We start from the raw sequence: 19567 nt of genomic DNA, 5'->3' as shown, positions 1-19567 counted from the left end.
GCTCAGCCGTCCCGGCTGGCCAGGGCCCGAGGCTGGGCCTCGGCCAGCCTGTCACATTACGGACTTACACGATCTTTGAGACACGCTCCTGGGTCGGTGTGTGGTCGCCGCGGTTCAGGCTGCTGAGGTAGTCCTGCCAGCGGGGGATGCCGTGGTGGGCGGCGCGGGTGTGGATGTGGTCGGTGACCTGTTGGACGTAGGGCGGGGGCATGGTGCGGCTGTTGGCGTAGGAGGCGGCCAGGCGTCTGTGGAGGTGGGGTGGGAGGGCTTCGGCGGAGCGGTTGAGGAACCAGGTGCGGGCGCCTGGGCTGAGGCGCATGACGTCGGGGAAGACGGTGACGGCTCCGGCTTCGGCGCAGGCGTCGACGAGGGCGTTGAGGGCGTCGGGGTGGTCGGCGGCGTGGGGGATGACGGGGGCGATGAGGACGCCGGCGGGGACGCCTGCGTCGCGGAGGGCGCGGAGGGTGTCGAGGCGGGCGCGGGGTGGGGAGGCGGCCGGCTCGAAGGCGCGCCAGACGCGGTCGTCGTGGGAGCCGAGGGAGGTCATGACCAGGATGTCGGTGACGCGGGCGGCTTCGGCGTACAGGGGGATGTCGCGGCGGAGGAGGGCGGACTTGGTGGTTGTGGTGAAGGGGACGCGGTAGTCGGTGAGGGCGCGCAGGATGCCGGGCATCAACTGGTAGCGGCCTTCGGCGCGTTGGTAGCAGTCGGTGGAGGTGCCGACCATGACCCACTGGTCGCCGGTCTTGCCGGTGCGCAGTTCGCGGCGCAGGACGGTGGCGGCGTTGGTCTTGACGTAGAGGTGGGTCTGGAAGTCTGCGCCGGTGTCGTGGCCGAGGTGGTGGTGGCCGTCGCGGGCGAAGCAGTAGGTGCAGGCGTGGGTGCAGCCGCGGTACGGGTTGAGGGTCCAGCCCATGCCGTCGGGTGCGGCACCGCGCAGGCGGTTGAGGAGGGTGCGGGCCTGGATCTCGTGGAAGGTGACGCCGTGGAAGTCGGGGGATGGGGGTGGCTCGGGAGTGACTGCGGAGGTTGGGAAGAGGGCCGGCTGCGGTTCGGTGGGCGTCATGGGGCTGCTCGGTCGGGGTGAGGGTCGGCTGTGGTGCTGATGTGCTGGGCGGCGTCGAGGAGTTGCTGTCCCAGGGCGGCCAGGTGCGGGGCGAGTTCGGGGTCGGCCTGAAGGGTGGCGTCGGGGCCGAGGGCCAGCAGGCGTTGGGCGATGTGGAGGGGGTTGTCGGCGGAGATGTCGACGGTGCAGGTGCCGTTGTCTTGGGGGGTGATGCGGTCGGGGAGGGCGCCGGTGCGTTGGCGGAGGGTGTCCGCGTCAGTGGCGGGGACGGTGGCGCGGGCGCGGTGGCGGACCGGGGCGCGGGCGATGGTGCGGGCGACGAACGTGGCGGGGTCGGGGGCGGGGAGTTCGCGGGGTGGTACGCGGTGGCCGGTGGGGGTGGGGTCGGTGAGGCGGTCGAGGCGGAAGGTGCGCCAGTCGGTGCGTTCGGTGTCGTAGGCGACGAGGTACCAGCGGCCGTGGGAGGAGACCAGGGCGTGCGGCTCGACGCGGCGGGTGCTGGGGGAGCGGTGGCGGGTGGTGTAGGTGAAGGTGGTGATCTCGTGGTCACGGCAGGCGGCGGCCAGGACGGTCAGTGTGGCGGGGTCGGCCTGGGGGCCGGTGGGCCAGGTGAGGGGGACGGTGGTCTGCTGGAGGGCGGCGACCTGGTGGCGCAGGCGGGTGGGCAGGGCGCGTTCGAGTTTGGCCAGGGCACGGACGGCGGTTTCCTCGATGCCGCTCACGCCGCCGGTGGCGGTGCGCAGGGCGACGGCGATGGCGACGGCTTCCTCGTCGTCGAGGGTGAGGGGTGGCAGGTCGGCGCCGGGGGCGAGGCGGTAGCCGCCGGCGGTGCCGGTGGTGCCGTCGATGGTGTATCCGAGTTCGCGCAGGCGGTCGATGTCGCGGCGGACGGTGCGGCCGGTGACACCCAGGCGTTCGGCGAGCTCGGAGCCGGACCATTCGCGGCGCGTCTGGAGCAGCGACAGCAGGCGCAGCATCCGGGCGGGCATGTCCGTGGTCATGCCGTCCACTCTGCCAGCGCTTAAGGACGTGAGGTGTCCTAAAGGGCATCTAGCGTCGACGTCATGTCCGAGAACAAAAGCAACAGAAACTCTCGTACCGCCGTGAACGCGGCGGTTGCCGATGCGCCGGTCGCTCCCTCACCGGCGGCGGACCCCCGCCGGTGGGCGGCGCTGATCGTCCTCCTCGTGGCGACCTTCATGGACGCGGTGGACGTGACCGTTGTCAACATCGCCGTCCCCCACCTCCAGGCCGATACCGGGGCGTCGACCGCCCAGATCCAGTGGGTGGTGGGCGGCTATGCCCTCGCCTTCGCGCTGGGCCTGATCACCGGCGGGCGCCTGGGCGACCTCTTCGGCCGCAAGCGAGTCTTCCTCGCCGGGGTCGCCGGATTCACCCTCACCTCGCTGGTGTGCGGGATCGCCGGTTCCCCCGAGGTGCTGCTGGCCGGCCGGATCGCGCAGGGCGCGGCGGCCGCGATGATGGTGCCGCAGGTGCTGTCGATCATCCACGTCTCCTTCCCCAAGGGGGAGCGGGGCAAGGTCTTCGGTGTCTACGGGGCGGTCACCTCGCTCGGTGTCCTGGCCGGGCCACTGGTGGGTGCGCTGCTGGTCGAAGGTGACCTGTTCGGCTGGGGCTGGCGGCCGATCTTCCTTGTCAACCTGCCGCTCGGTGTGATCGGTCTGGTGGTCGGTGCGGTCCTGATCCGTGAGTCGAAGGCCGAGCGTGCGGCCGGGCTCGACGTGGGCGGGATGCTGCTGTCCACCGTCGGCCTGCTTTTCCTGGTCCTGCCGCTGATCCAGGGGCGCGAGCTGGGCTGGCCGGTGTGGACGTACGTGATGATGGCGGCCTCGGTACCGGTGCTGGCGCTGTTCGTCGCGTATGAGCGCCGGGTGATCGCCCGCGGCGGCTCCCCGCTCGTCGTCCTGTCCCTCTTCAGCCGCAAGAGCTTCTCGGGTGGATTGGGCGTGCAGCTGCTGTTCGGGCTGGCCTCCGGGGTGTTCTTCCTGGCCTGGGCGCTCTACCTGCAGCTGGGGCTGGGTTTCTCGCCGCTGAAGGCGGGCCTGTCCGGACTGCCGCTCTCGCTGCTGCTGATGGTGGGCGCCGGTGTCTCGATGCAGGTCCTGGTACCGCGATTCGGCCGCCGTGTGCTCCAGACCGGTGCGCTGATCGCCGCGGCCGGCATGGGCCTGTTCGCCTGGATGGTCAGCCACTACGGGGCGGAGATCACGCTGTGGCAGACGATGCTGCCGCTGGTGCCGATGGGCATCGGCATGGGATTGATCGTCGCGCCGCTGGCGGACATCATCCTCTCCGAAGTCCCGCACGAGCACGCCGGATCCGCCTCCGGCCTGAACAACACCACCACCCAGCTCGGCCAGGCCGTGGGCACCGCCCTGTCCTCGCTGATCTTCTTCAACCACCTCGGCGGCGACAATCCCGTCACCCAGGCGGCGAAGATGCCGGACGCCTTCGCGCACACCCTGCCGTATGTCGGTGCGGCCTTCCTCGTCGCCTTCGCGGTGCTGTTCGCGGTCCCGCGGCAGGCCGGACGCAAGTACAAGGACGCCGGCGACAGCGAGGGGGCCGACAGCGCTGCGGCACCGGATGAGGCCGCGGACCTCGCATCCGCCCGGTGACCCGGCAGGCGGTGCCGCCACCCCGCGGCGCGGCCCCACCCTTCACCACGCGAATCCCCGACTCGCCGTGCGTGGAGCCGGGCTAGGGCAATGACTCCTTTAGGACGAGTTAAGTCCTAAATGGGTCCTACGGTGGGAGTGTGCGCGGCCGGGGCTCCGGGACGAAGTGGGGACGAAAACCGCCCCAAAGGGGCCGGAGCTGCGGCCCAGGGCTCCGGTCGCGCCCCCTTGGAAGGGACCACGCGCCATGTGTCTCCCGCGCGAGGGGCACGTACCGCAGCCGATCCGCTTCCGGAACATCAGCCCGAGTGGCAACCGCTCCGCGGCGTGTAGCCGGTCCAGCAACATCACGCCGAGGACTCACCGCCCTTCCCGGGGCCGCTGAGTCGCGGGAAGAGACCGCAGAAAGGAGACGAAGCATGACCGAAGGCAGCGCCCTTGCGGCAGACCAACCGATGATGCCGCCACTCGGTTTCGGGACCTGGCAGCTCAAGGGCGACGACGCCTACCGGGCCGTCTCGCTGGCCCTGGAGACCGGCTACCGGCACCTCGACACCGCCATGCTGTACGGCAACGAGGAGGCGGTCGGCAAGGTGCTGGCCGCCAGTGGGCTGCCGCGCGACGAGGTGTTCGTGACCACCAAGTTCGCCCAGCGCCGCGCAGGCGGCGAGCCGGAGGCGCTGGAGCGGTCACTGGACCGGCTCGGCCTGGACCACGTCGACCTGTGGCTGGTGCACTTCCCGCTCAAAGACCCGTGCGAGAGCGCCGCGGTGTGGGATGCGTTCCTGGCCGCCGCCGAAGAGGGCCTGGCAACCGACGTAGGGGTGAGCAACCACAGCCTGGCCCAGCTCGACGCGCTGACCGCCGCGACCGGTCACACTCCGGCCGTCAACCAGATCCGGCTCAACCCGCCGCTGTACGACGCGGCCGTGGTGGAAGGACACCGCGAACGCGGGGTGCTCGTTGCCGGGCACAGCCCGCTGCGCCCGCGCAAGCCCGGTCTGGAGCACCCCACGCTCGTCGAGATCGCTGACGCATACGAGGCGAGCCCGGCACAGATCGTCATCGCCTGGCATGTGGCGCACCGGATCCCGGTCATCCCCAAGTCGGGCCATCCGGAACGCATCTTTGAGAACTTCCTCGGCGCCCAACTCGAACTCGACGCCGAGGCCGTCGCCCGCATCGACGCCCTGGGGACGACCGGGTCCCGTCGCAGCCGCACACCCTGAGAGAGCTCATGAGCAAGCACATCGTCATCGAGGGCGCACGCGAACACAACCTCCAAGGCGTCTCGCTGCGCATCCCCAAGAACACGATCACGGTCTTCACCGGTGTGTCGGGATCGGGCAAGTCGTCGCTGGTGTTCTCCACCCTCGCGGTGGAGGCGCAGCGGCAGCTGAACGAGACCTTCACCACCTTCGTGCGCAACCGGCTGCCGCGCTACGAGAAGCCCGACGCCGACCGGATCGACCACCTGTCCACCGCGGTGGTCGTGGACCAGAAGCCGATCGGCGCCAACGCCCGCTCCACCGTCGGCACCGCCACCGATATCGCCTCGGTCATCCGGCTGCTGTTCTCCCGCGCGGGGGAGCCGTCGGCGGGGATGGCGACGGCGTACTCCTTCAACACGCCCGAGGGCGCCTGCCCGACCTGCGCCGGACTCGGCCGGACCATCCAGCCCGACCTGGAGAAGTTCTTCGACACCGCCAAGTCGCTGAACCAGGGGGCGCTGCTGTTCCCGCTGTTCAACATCGGCGGTGTGCAGTGGAACCTGCTCACCCGCACCGGACGCTTCGACCTCGACAAGCCTCTGCAGGACTACTCACAAGCCGAGTGGCAACGTCTCCTGCGCGGCGAACCCGGCTCCACCTCTGCCTCCGACGAGGGCCTCGCCCCCCGCTTCCAACGGCTCTACCTGGGGCGGGACATCTCCACCCTCTCCACCCGCACCCGTAAGGCAGTCGAGGAGTTCACAATCCAGGGCACCTGCCCGACCTGTGACGGGGCACGGCTGAACGAGGCCGCGCGACAGACCCGAGTCAACGGGCACGGCATCACCGACTACATGGCGATGGAGGTCGCCGAGCTCACCGACACACTGGGGAAGATCGACCACCCGCTGGGCACCCCGCTCGCCGAACAGGCCGCCGCCGGACTCCGCCGCCTCGACGACATCGGGCTCGGCTACCTCAACCTGGGCCGCGAGACCTCGACCCTGTCCGGCGGCGAGGCGCAGCGCCTGAAGATGGTGCGCTTCCTCGGCTCGTCGCTGACCGGCATGACGTACATCTTTGACGAGCCGTCCACCGGCCTGCACCCTCGCGACGTCGGCCGCATGAACGCCCTGCTGCGCGAGCTGCGCGACCGCGGCAACACCGTGCTCGTCGTCGAGCACGACCGCGACGTCATCGCCGCCGCCGACCACGTCATCGACATGGGCCCCGGCGCCGGCACCCATGGCGGCCGCGCCGTGTACCAGGGCACCCCCGACGGCCTCCGGGACGGCAGCACCCCCACCGGACGCTGCCTGCGCCGCACCCCCGAGCTGAAGGAACGGGTCCGCACCCCCACCGGCCAACTGACGATCAGCAACGCCGACGCGCACAACCTCAAGAACGTCACCGTCGACATCCCCACCGGCGTGCTGACCGTGTTCACCGGGGTCGCAGGGTCCGGCAAGTCCACCCTGGTCAGCAAGGTGTTCACCGCCCAGCATCCGGAAGCCGTCGTGGTCGGTCAGAGCGGCATCGGCAGCTCCTCGCGCTCCACCCCGCTCAGCCACCTGGGCATCATGGACCCGATCCGCAAGGCGTTCGCCAAGGCGGGCGGAGTCGACGCCGGGTACTTCAGCTTCAACTCGCGCGGCGCCTGCCCCGTCTGCCACGGCAAGGGCGAGATCACCGCCGACATGGCCTTCATGGACCCGGTCACCACCGTCTGCGAGCACTGCGCGGGGACCCGCTACGACCCCGAGGTGCTCGCCCACACCCTGGGCGGCAAGAACATCGTCGACGTCCTCGGCCTCACCGCCGAGGAAGCCGCCGGCTTCTTCACCGACCGCACCCTCACCCGCAAGATCGGTCTGCTCAACGAGGTCGGCCTCGGCTACCTCACCCTCGGCCAGCCTCTGTCCACGCTCTCCGGCGGCGAACGCCAACGCCTCAAACTCGCCGGCGAGCTCCACAAGACAGGCGGCGTCTACGTCCTGGACGAACCCACCACCGGCCTGCACATGTCCGACACCCAGACCCTCCTGTCGCTCCTGGACCGGATGGTCGACGCAGGCAACACCATCCTGGTCATCGAACACGACCTCGACGTCATCGAACATGCCGACTGGATCATCGACCTGGGCCCCGACGGCGGCCGCCACGGCGGCGAAGTCCTCTTCACCGGCACCCCCACCCAGCTCCTTGAGCACCCCACATCCCACACCGCCGAGGCCCTGCGCGCCGATCTGGACACTTCACCGGCCTCGGGCCAGCTGTGGAGACTTTAGGACGAAATGCGCCCTAAAGGACTCCTACTGTGGTTTTGGGCGCAGTCACGGGCTTTGAGGGTGGAAAGGGGATACCGCCCTCGGCGGGCCGGAGCGGCGGCCCGGAGCCCGGCCGCGCCCCTCTCGGAGTGCGCGTGCCTCCCGTAGTCGAATCCACGCGGGCAACTCCCCTCGCACACCGCACCCCGACCAAAGACCCGGAACCACCAACTCACGTATGAGGAAGACACCATGAACTTCATGTCCCCCGGAAACGTCGTCTGGTTCGAGTTCGCCACCGCCGATCCGCAGGCGATCCAGGGCTTCTACGGCCCGTTGCTGGGCTGGTCCTTCGAGAAGGACCCGGACTCCTCCATCGACGGCAACATCTACATCCGCATCATGGCCCCCGGTATGCCCTGGCCGATGGGTGCCATCACCAGCCGGGAAGGCGGGGCCGGCGTCGGCGAGGCGTCCAACCTCTCGATCCTGTCCACGGACGTGGCCGCCGACGTCGAGCGGCTGCGCGCATTGGGCGCGAGCGTGGAGGTGCCGGCCACCCAGGTCAGCGACGTCACGGTCTTCGCCCGGCTGCGCGACCCGCAGGGCAACGTCTTCTCCCTCTTCTCCCAGAGCACGGCGGCCCGTTTCGAGGACCGCATGGAGGCCAGTCACGAGCAGATGGAGCAGGTCGCCTTCGAGCCCCGGCCCGGCGCCTTCGCCTGGTTCGAGATCGGCACCACCGACCCTGAGGCCACCCGCGACTTCTACGCCCGCGCCTTCGGCTGGCGGTTCGAGGGCGAGGGACCGTACCAGTCCATCCTCACCGGAGGCCCGTACCCGGTCGGCGGCCTGTACGACCACAGCGGGCGGGCAGGCGGCGGCGCCGACTACGCCATGCCGTGCTTCCTTGCCGACGACGTCACGGCCCGGGTCGAGAAGGCCGTCGCGGCCGGCGCCCGCGCCGAGCAGGGGCCCGAGACCTCACCCGACGGCTGCCACTTCGCCCGCCTGCTGGACCCGCGCGGCAACCGCTTCGGCCTGTTCTCCACGTCCGCCAAGAGCCAGGACGACTAACGCCCCGCCGGCCCGCGGTCAGCTGACCACGGGCTCCGACCACCACGAGAGCAACAACGACAGCAACAAGGAGAACGCACGATGAAGATCGGCCTGCTGGGTACGGGCTTCGGTCGCGCGCACGCCGCCGTCTACGCCGCCCGCCCCGACGTCGAGAAGGTCGTCGTCTTCGGCCGCACCCCGGCTAAACTCCAGCCGCTGGCCGAGCAGTTCGGCTTCGAGACCACCACCGACCTCGACGACATCTACGGGGACCCGGACATCGGCCTCGTCGACGTCTGTCTACCCACCCCGCTCCACGCCGACCACGCCGTACGGGCCATGGAGGCGGGCAAGGACGTGCTGTGCGAGCTGCCGCTGGCCACCACGATGGAGGACGCACACCGCATCATCCAGGCCCAACGCGCCACCGGACGGCAGGCGTTCGTGGATCTCTTCGCCCGCTTCAACCCCGTCAACGAGTACATCCTCAACGCCATCGCCGAGGGCACCTACGGGCCACTGCGCACCTGGGAGATCGAGGTCCGTACCGCACTGCTGTGGGAGGGCTACGACATCCGCCTGGACTCCCTCGTCATGGACGCCATGCATTGCGAACTCGACCTCTTCGCCACCGCCCTGGGCCACCCGGAGTCCCTCACCGCACGGGGCATCGAGGGCGAGCACCGCGGCTCGGCAGGCGAAGCGCTGCTGACCTACCCCGGCGGTGTACTGGCGCGCTGCGCCTCCTCCGCCCTGATGCCCAAGTCCTATGGCCTGCGTGGCGGTTCGCGGATCGTTTTCGCCGACGGCGTGCTGGAGACGGAGTTCACCGGCGGCTTCGAAGGGCAGGGGCGCACCCGCCTGGTCGAGTACACCGCCGCCGGCCAGCGCCCCGTCGACCTGCCCGAGCGCAACACCTACGCCGCCGTCATCGACCACGTACTGGCCTGCCTGGCCGGAAAGGACACCTCCCGGATCGCCCCCGAGAGCGCACTGGACGGCCTCCAGCTCACCCTCGACATCCGCCGGAAGATCAACCAGCAGGCATAACCCCTCACCGCACCTCACCCGTCGGGGCTCTGGGTTGTCACGATGGCGCCCAGGGCCCGTTCGGCGATCCGCCGCAGGTGCGGGACGATTTCGGGCGGGCCTAGGAGGGTGTAGTCCAGGCGCAGCGCGGCGATACGGAAGGCCAGATACTCGGGGGAATCCACGGCCGTGCGCAGTCGACAGCGGCCCTCGTCCAGCTGCTCCAGGACACCGAGCGAAGACGGCACGCCCTCGGCGGCGCGGTCGATGGGCGCGTGGATGATCAGTTCGGCGCGGCAGTCGCCCGGGCCGGCGGCCAGTGCGTCCGCCACGTATGCGGCGGCGTCCTGCCGGTCGGGCAGCTCGCGTTCGGGGACGCGGGCGCCGGTGCGGTGCAGGGCGTTGATCCGGTCGACGCGGAAGGTGCGCCAGTCGGCGCGGTCGAGGTCGTAGGCGAGCAGGTACCAGCGGCGCCCGGCGGCCACCAGTCGCTTGGGCTCGGCCAGCCGCCGCGACGGGGCCCCGCGCGTTGACGAGTAACCGAAGCGGATCTTCTCGTGCGCGACGCAGGCGGCGGCGAGCGCGGCCAGCAGCTCGGCGTCCGGGCCCTGGACCGGCTGGGAGACGAAGGTGGCTGCCTCGGCGAGGTGGGACACCCGCCGCCGCAGCCGCGAGGGCAGTACCTGCTCCAGCTTGGCCAGCGCCCGCAGCGAGGTGTCCTCAATGCCGCTGACCGCCGCCGTGGCCGCCGCGCGCAGGCCGATGGCGATGGCCACGGCCTCATCGTCGTCCAGCAAGAGCGGCGGCATGGCGGTCCCGGCGACCAGCCGGTAACCGCCGATGTTCCCCTGAGTCGCCTGAACGGGATAGCCCAGCTCCCGCAGGTGCTCGATGTCCCGGCGGATGGTCCGGGGCGTTACCCGCAGCCGCTCGGCCAGATCGGCACCCGTCCAGTCCCGCGGGGCTTGCAGCAGCGACAGCAGCTCCAGCAGACGAGCGGCGGGATCCCTTGCACCTCGGGTCTCTCGTGGTTCGGAACTCATGCCGGTCACCTTCGCCGACTGTTCGGACGTTCACTGACCTATTGGACCTCTACCGTCGAAGACACGGAGCGAAACACCCCGTTTCCTCCCTATTTGCGACCGGCTTTCAGACCGTGAGAGAGGAATCTCAATGACGAAGTCAAGCCGCCTGTGTGACCGGTGGGGCGGAGGTGAACAACCTCTTGTCACGCAACATGGCCCAGAGCACGTCGACCCGGCGTCGAGCGAGCGCGAGCAGAGCCTGGGTGTGCAGCAGCCCTTCGGATCGCTTTTTGAGGTAGTAGTCGCGGGAGGGACCGGGCCGCATCATGGCCGTCTGTGCGGACATGTAGAACAACCAGCGCAGGCGCCGGTTGTAGCGTTTGGGCCGGTGGTAGTTGCCGGTGCGGCGTCCGGAGTCTCGGGCGACCGGGGCCAGACCCGCGTGCGAGGCGAGGCGGCCGGCGTCGCGGTAGCCGGACAGGTCGCCGACGATGGCGACGAATTCCGCCCCGAGTATGGGGCCCATGCCGGGCAGGGATTCGATGATCTCGGCGCGGNCGTCGGTGCGGAAGGTCTCGCGGATCTCCCGGTCGTTGTCCCTGATCCGCTCGTCCAGGGCCAGGAGTTGGTGGGCCAGGTCGCAGACCAGCTTCGCGGCCCGTTTCTCGCCGGGCAGCGCGGTCATCTGGGACTGGGCCGCCTCCACCGCCTTCGTGGCGACGGTGTCGGCATTGCGGACCTTGCGGCGCTCCAGCCACGTCGTCAGCCGTTTGGTGCCGATCCGGCGCAGGGCGGCCGGGGTCTGGTACTCGGTCAGCATGACGACCGGGCCTTTGGCCGCGGAGTAGTCGAAGGCCCGCTCCAGGGCAGGGCAGATGCCCACCAGCAGGTCGCGGAGCCGGTTGATCAGCCGGACACGGTCGGCAATCAGGTCGGCCCGGTAGTTGGTCAGCACCTGGAGCGTGGAGACCAGCTCCGGCGGCGTGCTCAGCGCGGCGAAGTCCTTTGGGCGCATGCGGGCCTGATCGGCGATGACGCGGGCGTCCTTGGCATCGGTCTTTCCCTCGCCTCGGTAGGCGCCGGACATGCGGTTGACCGTCCGTCCGGGCACGTAGACGACCTGCTGGCTGTTCGCGATCAACAGGGCCAACAGCAGGGTGGAGGCCCGGCCGGAGATGTCCACCGCCCACCGCACCTCGTCAGCCCGCTCGCGGGCAGTCTCGATGAGGGCCAGGATCTGGGCCTCGTCATTGATCACCTTCGTCGAGAACAGCGCCTCGCCGTCGGCATCGACCGCTACCGCCCAGTGATGTCCTTTGCCGGCATCAATNCCGATCCATATCCGCGCGTGAGAGGTGCTCAAGCCCGTCGCTCCATTCCACCGTGACCAGCACTTTCACATGGCCCGAAGAACACCCCGCCGACAGGTCCCTAACCAGCGATGACCGCAGTTCTCAATCAGTGGTCGGAGCGTCCCGGAGGNCCGGGCGGCCATTCCTCTCGAGTCACCAACGACAACCCACCGTCAGCCACACCCGGTCCTCCCGGACCGCCAACATTCTTAGGGAGCCCACCGTGGCCACCAAGGAAATCTTCCAGCGCTTCGTCCCCCTGCTGTACGTGCAGGACAGCCTGGAGGCGATCGCCTTCTACACCGACGCCTTCGGCGTCGAGGAACTCACCGAGCGCACCATGTTGCTGTCCCAGGTGCCGGGGATGGACAACGTGCCGGGCGCGGAGCGGACGGTCGTCTACTCCAAGCTCCAGTTCACCGACGGCAGTGCGCTGGGCGTCGCCGAGCTGACCGCCGACACCAAGGCCGAAGGCGGCGAGCACATCATCGGCAACAACATCCACATCGGCCTGGTCTACGAGGACCCCGCCGAGCAACGTGTGGCCTTCGACAAGCTTGCCAAGGGCGGCAAGGTCCTGGAGGAGCTGGAGAACCGTTTCTGGGGCGCCGCGTACGGTGCCGTGCGCGACAAGTACGGCGTCATCTGGGAGACCAACTGCTACCTCCCCCAGAACGGCAGCGATGGCGCCGACATAGCCGCCTGACGCGCCACCGCCGCCCGGCGGCCTTGCCGGCCACGGCCTACCAGGTGACAGGCAGCGCGGTGACGCCCTGGAACGAGGCGTCACCGGGCGTGCACACCAGGCTCCCGGCCGGGGCCGCAAGCCGCAGCTCCGGGAGCCGGGCGAGCAACGTCCGCAGGGCGACCTCCAGCTCCAGCCGGGCTAGATGCTGCCCCAGGCACTGGTGGACGCCGAACCCGAACGCCAGATGACGGCGATCGGCGCGGCGCACGTCCACCTCGTCGGGACGAGGGTGGACCGCGGGGTCACGGTTGAGCACCGCCAGGGGAAACACCACGCCCTCCCCGGCCCTGATCACCGCTACATCCGTCTCCATGTCTTCGACGGCCACCCGTACCAGGCCGTCCAGGGTGGACAGGTACCGCAGCAACTCCTCCACCGCGGACGGGAACAGCGACTCATCCGCGCGCAGCGCCGCGAGCTGCCGCGGATGCTCCAACAGCATCAGCACACTGGTCGCGATCGAGTGGGCGGTCGACTCGTGCCCGGCGATCAGCAGCACCAGCGCCAGCGCCACCAACTCATCCCGATCCGGGCCACCGCCCCGGCCACACCCTTCCACCAACTCGTCCAGCAAACCGTGATCGCCATGAACCACCTCCTTCCCAGCCTCTGTCCGGGACGCGCTCCGGGACTCCTTCCCGTCGACCAACGCCTCCAGATACGCGCAGAGTTCGGCGTACCCGTCCCGCGTCTGCTGGGCCGTCGCCCCACGCATCAGCCAGCGCGTCCGTTCCTCGAAGAAGTCGTGGTCGGCATAGGGCACGCCCAGCAGAGAGCAGATGACGGTGGACGACACCGGGAGCGCGAACGCGGAGACCAGGTCGGCCGGCGAGCCCTGGCGAACCATGGCGTCCAAGTGCCGGTCCACCACGCGCTGGACCGTCTCGCGCAGCGCGGCGATGCGCCGGACGCCGAAGTACGGGATCAGCCGCTGCCGCTGCCGCCGGTGTTCGGGGTCGTCGACGGTCAGCAGCGGCAGGCTCATCCCTTGCAGGTCCGCGAAGCGGGCGGCCAAGGACGGGAAGCTCGGATGGGTGTTGTCGGAGGACAGCCGCGCATCGCACAGCAGCCGACGAGCCTCGGCCTCGCCGGTCACCGCCCACACCACCCGTCCGTCGTAGAGAGCCACGCGCGCCAGGGGGCGTTGCTCCCGCAGCTGCCGGTAGCCCTCCGGTGGCTGGTGGGGGCACGTACGGTCCTGGGGAAAGGTGATGACGTCGGGCATGGCGAAGCCTCCCTGCCAAGGCGATGGGCGTACGGAATGGGCAATCGCCGCCGACGCTATGCGCCCAATAGGACATCGACTGGCCTATCGGGCCTGCCGTTGACCGAGCATCTCCCGTACTCAGGATTCGAGTTCGCGCTCCAGCGGGGTGCGGTAGGCCGGGGTGAAGCGTCGCTCCCCGAAGAACGCGGTCGTCCGGTCCACCTCGTCCTCGATGGCCGTACGGGCCTCGCGTCCGGGGTCGGTGAGCAGTCGCCAGACCAGGGCGCCGTCCTTGCGCTGTGCCCAGCCGCCGACGATGCGGCCGTCCCACCACACGGTCGGGCCGATGTTGCCCATCCGGTCGAAGAGGGCGGGGACGTGCTCGGGGTCGAGGTAGAAGCCGCGTTCCCGCCAGCCCATGGGGGTGGGGTCCAGCGCCGGCAGCAGCGCGGCGGTCGGCTCGGGCCCGGCGGCCACCGGCGCTTCGAGGTCCTCGACATCCTCCGGCAGCGCGTAGCCCGTCCCTGCGTCGAGGGCGACCTCCACCGCACCCGCGGCGGTGAGGGCCTTACGGGTCTCGGTGACCGTCCAGCCGGTCCACCACTTCAGATCGGCGACAGTGCCGGGCCCGAAAGCGCCCAGCCAGTGTCGGACCAGCTCCGCGCGGGCCACCGGGGCAGGAATATCCGGCAGTTCGGGAGCCAGGGTCCAGGCATGCTGGTTGCTGGTCCAGCCGCCGCGGCGGCTGCCGCGCACGAGGTGACCGTCGGCGGCCAGCGCGAAGAGCAGATCGGTGGCGATACTGCGGCGCGACTCGTACCGCTTGCCCGGGGAAACGACCAGCTGCCGGTCCAGCCCCGGGACGGCGGCCGCCAGTTCGGCCGTGGTCGCCTCGCCACGCTCCCCTACGGCCTCCAGGGTGCTGCGGGTGACGCCCTCCAGCCAGGAGGCGTCACCGTAGCCGTTCTCCTCCAGCTGGCGCAGCAGCCCCTTGGTGCGGGCCGCTGCGTTCGGCCGGCCGACGGCAGCCAGCATCACGGGCGCCAGCGCAGTGGGAACGACGAAGAGCGTGCAGCGCATCGCCGTCATCCGCAACAGCGACTCCCGCTCGTACAGTTCGCGCTCGATCGTGTCGTAGCGCGGGTTCTCCAGGCGGGCGGCGGCCGAGAGGTAGACCGTGGCGGCGTCGGTGGCGTGCAGGGCCAGCACCGACTCGGCCACCTGCGAGGTGGCCGCCGACCGCCGGCCGGGACCGGGCAGCTGGCGGCGGACCAGGCGAGCACGGCGCTGGGCGTCGGTGATGCGGGGGACGGCACTCATGAGGAAGCCTCAAGGGGACTCGGAGGTCTGTGGGGCGTCTTGCTCTGCTACGGCGGGCGTAGGCAGGTTCGGGTTCGGAGTGAGGATGCGGCGCAGGATGCCTTCGACCTCGGCCCGGGTGGGCGGTGTGCTGCCGGCCAGCCCGCGCAGGGTCAGGCCGTTGGTGGCCACGGCCGCGGTGCGGGCGGTGAGCGGATCCACGTATGGCAGGAGCGCGTTGACGCTCAGCTCGATGAACCGGTCGGCGATCGGCCGCAGCGCGGGCCGGCGCAGGGCGGCCAGATACAGCTCGAACTCCACGACTTGGACATCGCGTTGAGGTCCGAAGCAGCCCATGAGGGCGTCGGTGAGCAGCACGACGAGCTGCTCCTCGGTGAGCTCGGGGCGCCGGGCGACCCAGTCGGCCAGGTAGGCGGCGTAGCGGTCGACGGATCGTTGGAGGGCTGCCTGGATGAGGTCGTCCTTGGTCGCGAAGTGGTACGTCGTCGCGCCGAGTGGGACACCGGCCTGCTCGGCGACCGCCCGGTGGGTCAGCCCCTCGATGCCGCGCTCGGCGATGACCTGCTCGGTCGCGGTGGCGATCTCCTCGATCCGTCGCTTGGGGTCGTACCGCCGCTTCGCGGTGCCCTGCCCTGCCATGACCGAATCCCTCCCAGGAGCTCAGGTGCGTGCGATGAATGCTTGGGTGAAGCAACTTATGTACGAAGGTATCAATCTTTCTTCGAAAGCGCCTCGCGGAATGCCGGCTAGTCAAACGATCTCTGCCTGCCTGGCGCTTTGGCCGTGTTCTGCTCGATACGTAGTGCTGTTCGGGCAGGTGGAACGGTTGATCATTCAGGGGCATGTGTCCGATTTGCTGGTATCGCTCGACAGGAGTGCTGCACGTATGTACTAATTGAGGGGCGGGGCGCCCCGAGCGTCTCCGCGGACCTGGGAGCACAGAGCTCGCAGGGCTCCCCTTGAGCCTGCTATGAGCGTGCCCCGCCGGCCGTCACAGGCGGCATGGCATGGCCGTCACCACACCGCACCACGTGCCACTGCATCGCACGGCGGCAGTAGCGGCGAACCACCCGATACCCCGCCCGGTACCGACGCCCCCGCCGCCACCCGATCTCGACGCAAGGAGTCCGTCATGACCACCCCTACCGCTACCGGAATCGTGCGCATGGCCGCCTTCTGGGCCCCCGACGGCAGAGCGCTCGCAGACTTCTACGCCGCCGCTCTGGGCTGGGCGGTCACCGAGGAGCACAAGGACGAGGACGGCAACTGCCTGGCGACGCTCATCAGCGACGGCAGTACCAGCGGCACGACGTACGTCTTCTACACCGCCCGCCACTTCCAGGCTCCGGACTGGCCCGCCGGCGAACTGCCCTTCCACCTCGACCTGGCCTTCGACGACGTTCAGGCGGCCGAAGAACGCCTGCTGGAACTGGGCGCCACCAAGCCCGCCCACCAACCCGGCGCGCACTGGACCGTCCTGCTGGACCCCTCCGGCCAGCCCTTCTGCCTCAGCACCACCCCACCCAGCGCCTGACGGCCCCACCTCGCCCACCGCCAAGAACACCAGGGAGCAGACCAACCATGGCTTTCGCCCCGTGCATCAGCGTCCGTGACACCGCCGCCAGCCTCGCGTTCTACAAGAGGCTCGGCTTCGACGCCGACTCCAGCACCGCCCGCCCCGGCGACGACATCCACATGCTTCTCCACCAGGGCGAATTCGTCGCGATGATCTACAGCAACGCCGACCTGAAGAACTGGCTCCCCGTCCTGGCCGACACTCCCATCGGCTTCGCCGGCATGTTCTACCTCGGCGTCGACGACCTCCAAGCCGCCTTCGCGCACATCTCGCAGCACGCCGAGATCATCAAGCCCGTCACCACCGACCACAACGGACAGCGGATGTTCTACTTCCGCGACCCCGACGGCTACGTCATCGGCATCAACGAAAAGGCCGCGCTCCGGGCTAGCGACCTCGGCAAATACGCCTAACCACCCCCAGCACCCCCACCGGCCGACCACTCCCGTCAGCCGCACAGCCAGCCCCGATCAGCCCCAGTCAACCCCCGGGAAGGGAATCCCCATGATGAACGTCGCCCCCTGCCTGGCCGTGAAGGACCCCCTCGCCACCGCCGCCTTCTACCAGAAGCTCGGCTTCGGCGTCCTCGACACCGGCCCCCTCAACCCCGAACACCCCCTGCTGATCATCACCCACGACGGCACACCCGCCCTGATGATCCAGACCGACACCAGCCTGCGCGAGCTGCTGCCCACCATGCAGCCCACCAACGGCTGCTCCGGCATCCACTACTTCACCGTCGCCGACTTCGACGCCACCGTCGAACGCATCCGCCCGCACGTCGAGGTCGTCAAGGACACCGTCACCAACTACGACCGCACCGGCCGCGAGTTCTTCTTCCGCGACCCCGACGGCTACATCCTCGGCATCTTCGGCCCCGACGACATCAACCAGTTCCGCACCCAGTCCGCCTAGAACACTCAGCACGAAGGACAGTCCCCTCATGCACACTCCCGCCATCTCCGCCTGCCTCGGCGTCAACGACCTCGACGAGACCATCGCCTACTACGAGAAGCTCGGCTTCCAGGCCCTCCCGGCCCCGCCCGGCGCCCACATCCGCGTCCTGACCTACGGCGGCGAGTTCGCCTTCATGCTCCAGCAGACCGACCTGCTCGGCATCTGGCTGCCGCCCCTGAAGGACACCCCGCCCGGCTGCTGCGGCATGCACTACCTCGCAGTCGACGACTTCGACGCCTGGGTCGACGAGCACCGCGACCACATCGACGTCATCAAGGGCCCGGTCGACGCCGGCAGCGGCAATGTGGCGCTCTACTTCCGCGACCTCAACGGCTACATCATCGGCGTCACCCAAAAGCGACAGCACTGACCGCCGAAACACGCCTGAAGTCATCAACACCCCACGCACAACCAGGAGTTTCTCCATGAAGATCGCAGTTCTCGGCACCGGAGGCGGCGGCCGCGCCCACGCAGCCAAGCTCCTCGACCTCGGCCACGACGTCCATGTCGGCACCCGCGACCCCGAGGCCACCCTCACCCGCACCGAACCCGACATGATGGGCAACCCGCCCTATCAGCAATTCCTCGCCGAACACCCCGGCATCCACCTGCACACCTTCGCCGACGCCGCAGCCGCCGCCGACCTCGTGATCAACGGCATCGACGGCGCCAGCGCCCTAGTGGCTCTGACCGCCATCGCCGACCAGCTCGCCGGCAAGACCCTCATCGACTACGCCGTCCCCTACCTCTACGGCGCCCAGATGCAACATCCCTGGCCGACCCCCTTCGGCACCATGCCCAAGCTCGACCCCTGCGACACCGACAGCCTCGCCGAGCAGATCCAGCGCGCCCTGCCGGATGTGAAGGTCGTCAAGTCCTTCGTCACCCAGGAACAGGACACCGTCGTCAACCCCCAGGCCATCGGCGGCGACCACACCATGTTCCTCGCCGGCAACGACGCCGAGGCGAAGCAGACCGTCACCGAGCTGCTGAAATCCTACGGCTGGACCGACATCCTCGACCTCGGCGACCTCGTCGCCGCCCGCGGCATGGAGATGTACGCCCACATGCACGGCGCCATCGGCCTCGCCCTCGGCATCGGCAACCACTTCGGCGTCAAGATCGTCCGCTGATCCCTCACCGGCACGCCAGCAACCACCCTGGCTGGCATCGGCTGCGGACGGTGCACCCGAGCCCGTCCGCAGCCGACGCGCCGCCCTCCTCATCGCCAATCGGGGGGGAGCGCGGCGGGACCAGCTCGCGCCGCGCTTGGCTTGTCCGGAGTGAACGCGGCACGGTGTCGTGCGGCGATCCGCTGGGCCAGGCACCTGTGAGGGGCGGCGGCTGCGACGAGGACGGTGTCGGCCAGTCAGCTGGTGCGGCGTAGGAGCACGAGGACGGTGGCGTCGTCGCGGTAGCCGTCAGCGTCCTCGTCGACAGTGGACGCATCGACGCCGGCAGCTGCAATGCCGAGGTCGACGCGCGAGTACGGAGCTACCCGATCCAGATGATGTCCAGGACCGACAGGTGCTGGGTGAGGCGGTTGATCACGTAGACAACGGAGAGCTGCCCGATGGAGGCAGCGCGGACGTCCTCGCCTTCCGGATCACCGACGTGCCACTGGGGCCAGCCCCAGGGAGAGTGCCCCGCGATGTTCAGGATGTCGCGGACCGTCTCCTGCGCGGGCTCGGGGAGCTCGATGAGCGTCCTCGCGGCCTGTGGGGACAGGCACACCGCCACGGTCCACCGGTCACCGGCGGGCGCCGAGGATGTCGTCGAGGTCCACGAAGTCGGTCTCGTCGCGGCCGGAGTCCAGGTACGCGCCGACGGCCGGGGCCGCGGCACGGCGCAGTTGCCAGGCGCGGACGACATCGTGCAGCGGGAAGAGGCTGTAGGTGTCCCGGGAGGTTTCCAGGCCGCGGCCCAGTCCCGCTCGAGAGCCGGCACCCAGATGCCGGCGCGGCGGTCGCCGTGCAGCTGGGCGAGGAGTTGGGCGGCGGCGGCCGGGGCCGGCGGGGCGGGGCTTCTTCGGGCTGCGCACTCATCGGCCGGGCTGGCAGACGGTGTCTGGACTATGTGGTCGCGTTCGGCCGGTGGCTGTTGGACCTGCT

General features: G+C 69.7%; 20 protein-coding genes. 11 read left to right on the top strand and 9 right to left on the bottom strand.

Features of this window, described 5'->3' with window-relative positions:
• Nucleotides 1–64: 64 nt before the first annotated feature.
• Entirely contained in the window at nucleotides 65–1066 is a 1002-nt protein-coding gene (locus B073_RS46715; protein ID WP_018541395.1) for a radical SAM protein, read from the bottom strand.
• Nucleotides 1063–2067, bottom strand: a complete 1005-nt coding sequence (locus B073_RS41355) for a helix-turn-helix transcriptional regulator (protein WP_018541394.1) — start codon at nucleotides 2065–2067, stop codon at nucleotides 1063–1065. Before B073_RS41355 ends, B073_RS46715 begins: the two co-directional genes overlap by 4 nt.
• A 63-nt stretch (nucleotides 2068–2130) precedes the next feature.
• On the opposite strand from B073_RS41355, the gene B073_RS0127975 reads away from it, so the two are divergent.
• The 5 genes from B073_RS0127975 to B073_RS0127955 all read left to right on the top strand — a co-directional run bounded on the left by B073_RS0127975 (nucleotide 2131) and on the right by B073_RS0127955 (nucleotide 9292).
• Nucleotides 2131–3705, top strand: coding sequence for an MFS transporter (locus tag B073_RS0127975; RefSeq protein WP_051094232.1), 1575 nt, complete (start codon nucleotides 2131–2133; stop codon nucleotides 3703–3705).
• 419 nt (nucleotides 3706–4124) lie between these two features.
• The gene (locus tag B073_RS41350; RefSeq protein WP_018541392.1) at nucleotides 4125–4934 is read left to right on the top strand and encodes an aldo/keto reductase; all 810 of its coding nucleotides are present in this window, start codon (nucleotides 4125–4127) and stop codon (nucleotides 4932–4934) included.
• Between the two features lie 8 nt (nucleotides 4935–4942).
• Nucleotides 4943–7204, top strand: coding sequence for an excinuclease ABC subunit UvrA (locus B073_RS0127965; RefSeq protein ID WP_018541391.1), 2262 nt, complete (start codon nucleotides 4943–4945; stop codon nucleotides 7202–7204).
• Between the two features lie 231 nt (nucleotides 7205–7435).
• Nucleotides 7436–8260, top strand: coding sequence for a VOC family protein (locus tag B073_RS0127960; RefSeq protein ID WP_018541390.1), 825 nt, complete (start codon nucleotides 7436–7438; stop codon nucleotides 8258–8260).
• A gap of 81 nt (nucleotides 8261–8341) precedes the next feature.
• Nucleotides 8342–9292 carry a Gfo/Idh/MocA family protein gene (locus B073_RS0127955; protein WP_018541389.1) on the top strand — a complete coding sequence of 317 codons (951 nt, stop codon included), beginning with the start codon at nucleotides 8342–8344 and terminating at the stop codon, nucleotides 9290–9292.
• Nucleotides 9293–9306: 14 nt separating this feature from the next.
• Here B073_RS0127955 and B073_RS0127950 read toward each other — a convergent pair whose 3' ends face one another.
• Entirely contained in the window at nucleotides 9307–10314 is a 1008-nt protein-coding gene (locus B073_RS0127950; protein ID WP_018541388.1) for a helix-turn-helix transcriptional regulator, read from the bottom strand.
• A 139-nt stretch (nucleotides 10315–10453) separates the two neighbouring features.
• Complete coding sequence (locus B073_RS0127945) at nucleotides 10454–11659, bottom strand: IS110 family transposase (protein ID WP_018541387.1); 1206 nt, start codon at nucleotides 11657–11659, stop codon at nucleotides 10454–10456.
• Between the two features lie 212 nt (nucleotides 11660–11871).
• Between B073_RS0127945 and B073_RS46710 the strand changes: the two genes are divergently transcribed.
• A complete protein-coding gene (locus B073_RS46710) occupies nucleotides 11872–12354 on the top strand; it encodes a VOC family protein (protein ID WP_018541386.1) in 483 nt (160 codons plus the stop codon).
• Nucleotides 12355–12391: 37 nt separating this feature from the next.
• Here B073_RS46710 and B073_RS0127935 read toward each other — a convergent pair whose 3' ends face one another.
• From B073_RS0127935 to B073_RS0127925, 3 genes are all read right to left on the bottom strand, one after another.
• The gene (locus B073_RS0127935) at nucleotides 12392–13621 is read right to left on the bottom strand and encodes a cytochrome P450 (protein WP_018541385.1); all 1230 of its coding nucleotides are present in this window, start codon (nucleotides 13619–13621) and stop codon (nucleotides 12392–12394) included.
• A gap of 120 nt (nucleotides 13622–13741) precedes the next feature.
• Nucleotides 13742–14923: a winged helix DNA-binding domain-containing protein gene (locus B073_RS0127930; RefSeq protein ID WP_018541384.1), complete on the bottom strand. Its 1182-nt coding sequence runs from the start codon at nucleotides 14921–14923 to the stop codon at nucleotides 13742–13744.
• Between the two features lie 9 nt (nucleotides 14924–14932).
• Nucleotides 14933–15562 carry a TetR/AcrR family transcriptional regulator gene (locus B073_RS0127925; protein ID WP_018541383.1) on the bottom strand — a complete coding sequence of 210 codons (630 nt, stop codon included), beginning with the start codon at nucleotides 15560–15562 and terminating at the stop codon, nucleotides 14933–14935.
• Between the two features lie 493 nt (nucleotides 15563–16055).
• Here B073_RS0127925 and B073_RS0127920 point away from each other — a divergent pair, with 493 nt between their 5' ends.
• The 5 genes from B073_RS0127920 to B073_RS0127900 all read left to right on the top strand — a co-directional run bounded on the left by B073_RS0127920 (nucleotide 16056) and on the right by B073_RS0127900 (nucleotide 18589).
• A complete protein-coding gene (locus tag B073_RS0127920; protein ID WP_037812963.1) occupies nucleotides 16056–16457 on the top strand; it encodes a VOC family protein in 402 nt (133 codons plus the stop codon).
• Nucleotides 16458–16504: 47 nt separating this feature from the next.
• Nucleotides 16505–16912: a VOC family protein gene (locus B073_RS0127915; protein ID WP_018541381.1), complete on the top strand. Its 408-nt coding sequence runs from the start codon at nucleotides 16505–16507 to the stop codon at nucleotides 16910–16912.
• A gap of 91 nt (nucleotides 16913–17003) precedes the next feature.
• Nucleotides 17004–17414: a VOC family protein gene (locus B073_RS0127910; RefSeq protein ID WP_018541380.1), complete on the top strand. Its 411-nt coding sequence runs from the start codon at nucleotides 17004–17006 to the stop codon at nucleotides 17412–17414.
• 28 nt (nucleotides 17415–17442) lie between these two features.
• Nucleotides 17443–17826, top strand: a complete 384-nt coding sequence (locus B073_RS0127905; protein WP_018541379.1) for a VOC family protein — start codon at nucleotides 17443–17445, stop codon at nucleotides 17824–17826.
• Between the two features lie 55 nt (nucleotides 17827–17881).
• Nucleotides 17882–18589: an NADPH-dependent F420 reductase gene (locus tag B073_RS0127900; RefSeq protein WP_018541378.1), complete on the top strand. Its 708-nt coding sequence runs from the start codon at nucleotides 17882–17884 to the stop codon at nucleotides 18587–18589.
• A 361-nt stretch (nucleotides 18590–18950) separates the two neighbouring features.
• Here B073_RS0127900 and B073_RS0127895 read toward each other — a convergent pair whose 3' ends face one another.
• Nucleotides 18951–19190 carry a hypothetical protein gene (locus B073_RS0127895; RefSeq protein ID WP_018541377.1) on the bottom strand — a complete coding sequence of 80 codons (240 nt, stop codon included), beginning with the start codon at nucleotides 19188–19190 and terminating at the stop codon, nucleotides 18951–18953.
• A gap of 16 nt (nucleotides 19191–19206) precedes the next feature.
• Nucleotides 19207–19497 (bottom strand): DUF6247 family protein, encoded by a 291-nt coding sequence (locus B073_RS41340; protein WP_234025182.1) that lies wholly within the window; start codon nucleotides 19495–19497, stop codon nucleotides 19207–19209.
• Between the last annotated feature and the right edge of the window lie 70 nt (nucleotides 19498–19567).

This window comes from Streptomyces sp. MspMP-M5 (assembly GCF_000373585.1).
Lineage (GTDB): Bacteria > Actinomycetota > Actinomycetes > Streptomycetales > Streptomycetaceae > Streptomyces.
This window is presented reverse-complemented; position numbering and strand designations above follow the sequence as displayed.

Bases quoted from the DNA above. Each gene is read 5' to 3' on its own strand.
- B073_RS0127975 (WP_051094232.1), top strand. From the start codon at position 2,131: ATGTCCGAGAACAAAAGCAACAGAAACTCTCGTACCGCCGTGAACGCG.
- B073_RS0127920 (WP_037812963.1), top strand. From the start codon at position 16,056: ATGACCACCCCTACCGCTACCGGAATCGTGCGCATGGCCGCCTTCTGG.
- B073_RS0127935 (WP_018541385.1), bottom strand. From the start codon at position 13,621: ATGCCCGACGTCATCACCTTTCCCCAGGACCGTACGTGCCCCCACCAG.
- B073_RS0127925 (WP_018541383.1), bottom strand. From the start codon at position 15,562: ATGGCAGGGCAGGGCACCGCGAAGCGGCGGTACGACCCCAAGCGACGG.
- B073_RS46715 (WP_018541395.1), bottom strand. From the start codon at position 1,066: ATGACGCCCACCGAACCGCAGCCGGCCCTCTTCCCAACCTCCGCAGTC.
- B073_RS0127900 (WP_018541378.1), top strand. From the start codon at position 17,882: ATGAAGATCGCAGTTCTCGGCACCGGAGGCGGCGGCCGCGCCCACGCA.
- B073_RS0127915 (WP_018541381.1), top strand. From the start codon at position 16,505: ATGGCTTTCGCCCCGTGCATCAGCGTCCGTGACACCGCCGCCAGCCTC.
- B073_RS0127960 (WP_018541390.1), top strand. From the start codon at position 7,436: ATGAACTTCATGTCCCCCGGAAACGTCGTCTGGTTCGAGTTCGCCACC.
- B073_RS0127930 (WP_018541384.1), bottom strand. From the start codon at position 14,923: ATGAGTGCCGTCCCCCGCATCACCGACGCCCAGCGCCGTGCTCGCCTG.
- B073_RS0127955 (WP_018541389.1), top strand. From the start codon at position 8,342: ATGAAGATCGGCCTGCTGGGTACGGGCTTCGGTCGCGCGCACGCCGCC.
- B073_RS0127950 (WP_018541388.1), bottom strand. From the start codon at position 10,314: ATGAGTTCCGAACCACGAGAGACCCGAGGTGCAAGGGATCCCGCCGCT.
- B073_RS0127905 (WP_018541379.1), top strand. From the start codon at position 17,443: ATGCACACTCCCGCCATCTCCGCCTGCCTCGGCGTCAACGACCTCGAC.
- B073_RS0127910 (WP_018541380.1), top strand. From the start codon at position 17,004: ATGATGAACGTCGCCCCCTGCCTGGCCGTGAAGGACCCCCTCGCCACC.
- B073_RS41350 (WP_018541392.1), top strand. From the start codon at position 4,125: ATGACCGAAGGCAGCGCCCTTGCGGCAGACCAACCGATGATGCCGCCA.
- B073_RS41355 (WP_018541394.1), bottom strand. From the start codon at position 2,067: ATGACCACGGACATGCCCGCCCGGATGCTGCGCCTGCTGTCGCTGCTC.
- B073_RS0127965 (WP_018541391.1), top strand. From the start codon at position 4,943: ATGAGCAAGCACATCGTCATCGAGGGCGCACGCGAACACAACCTCCAA.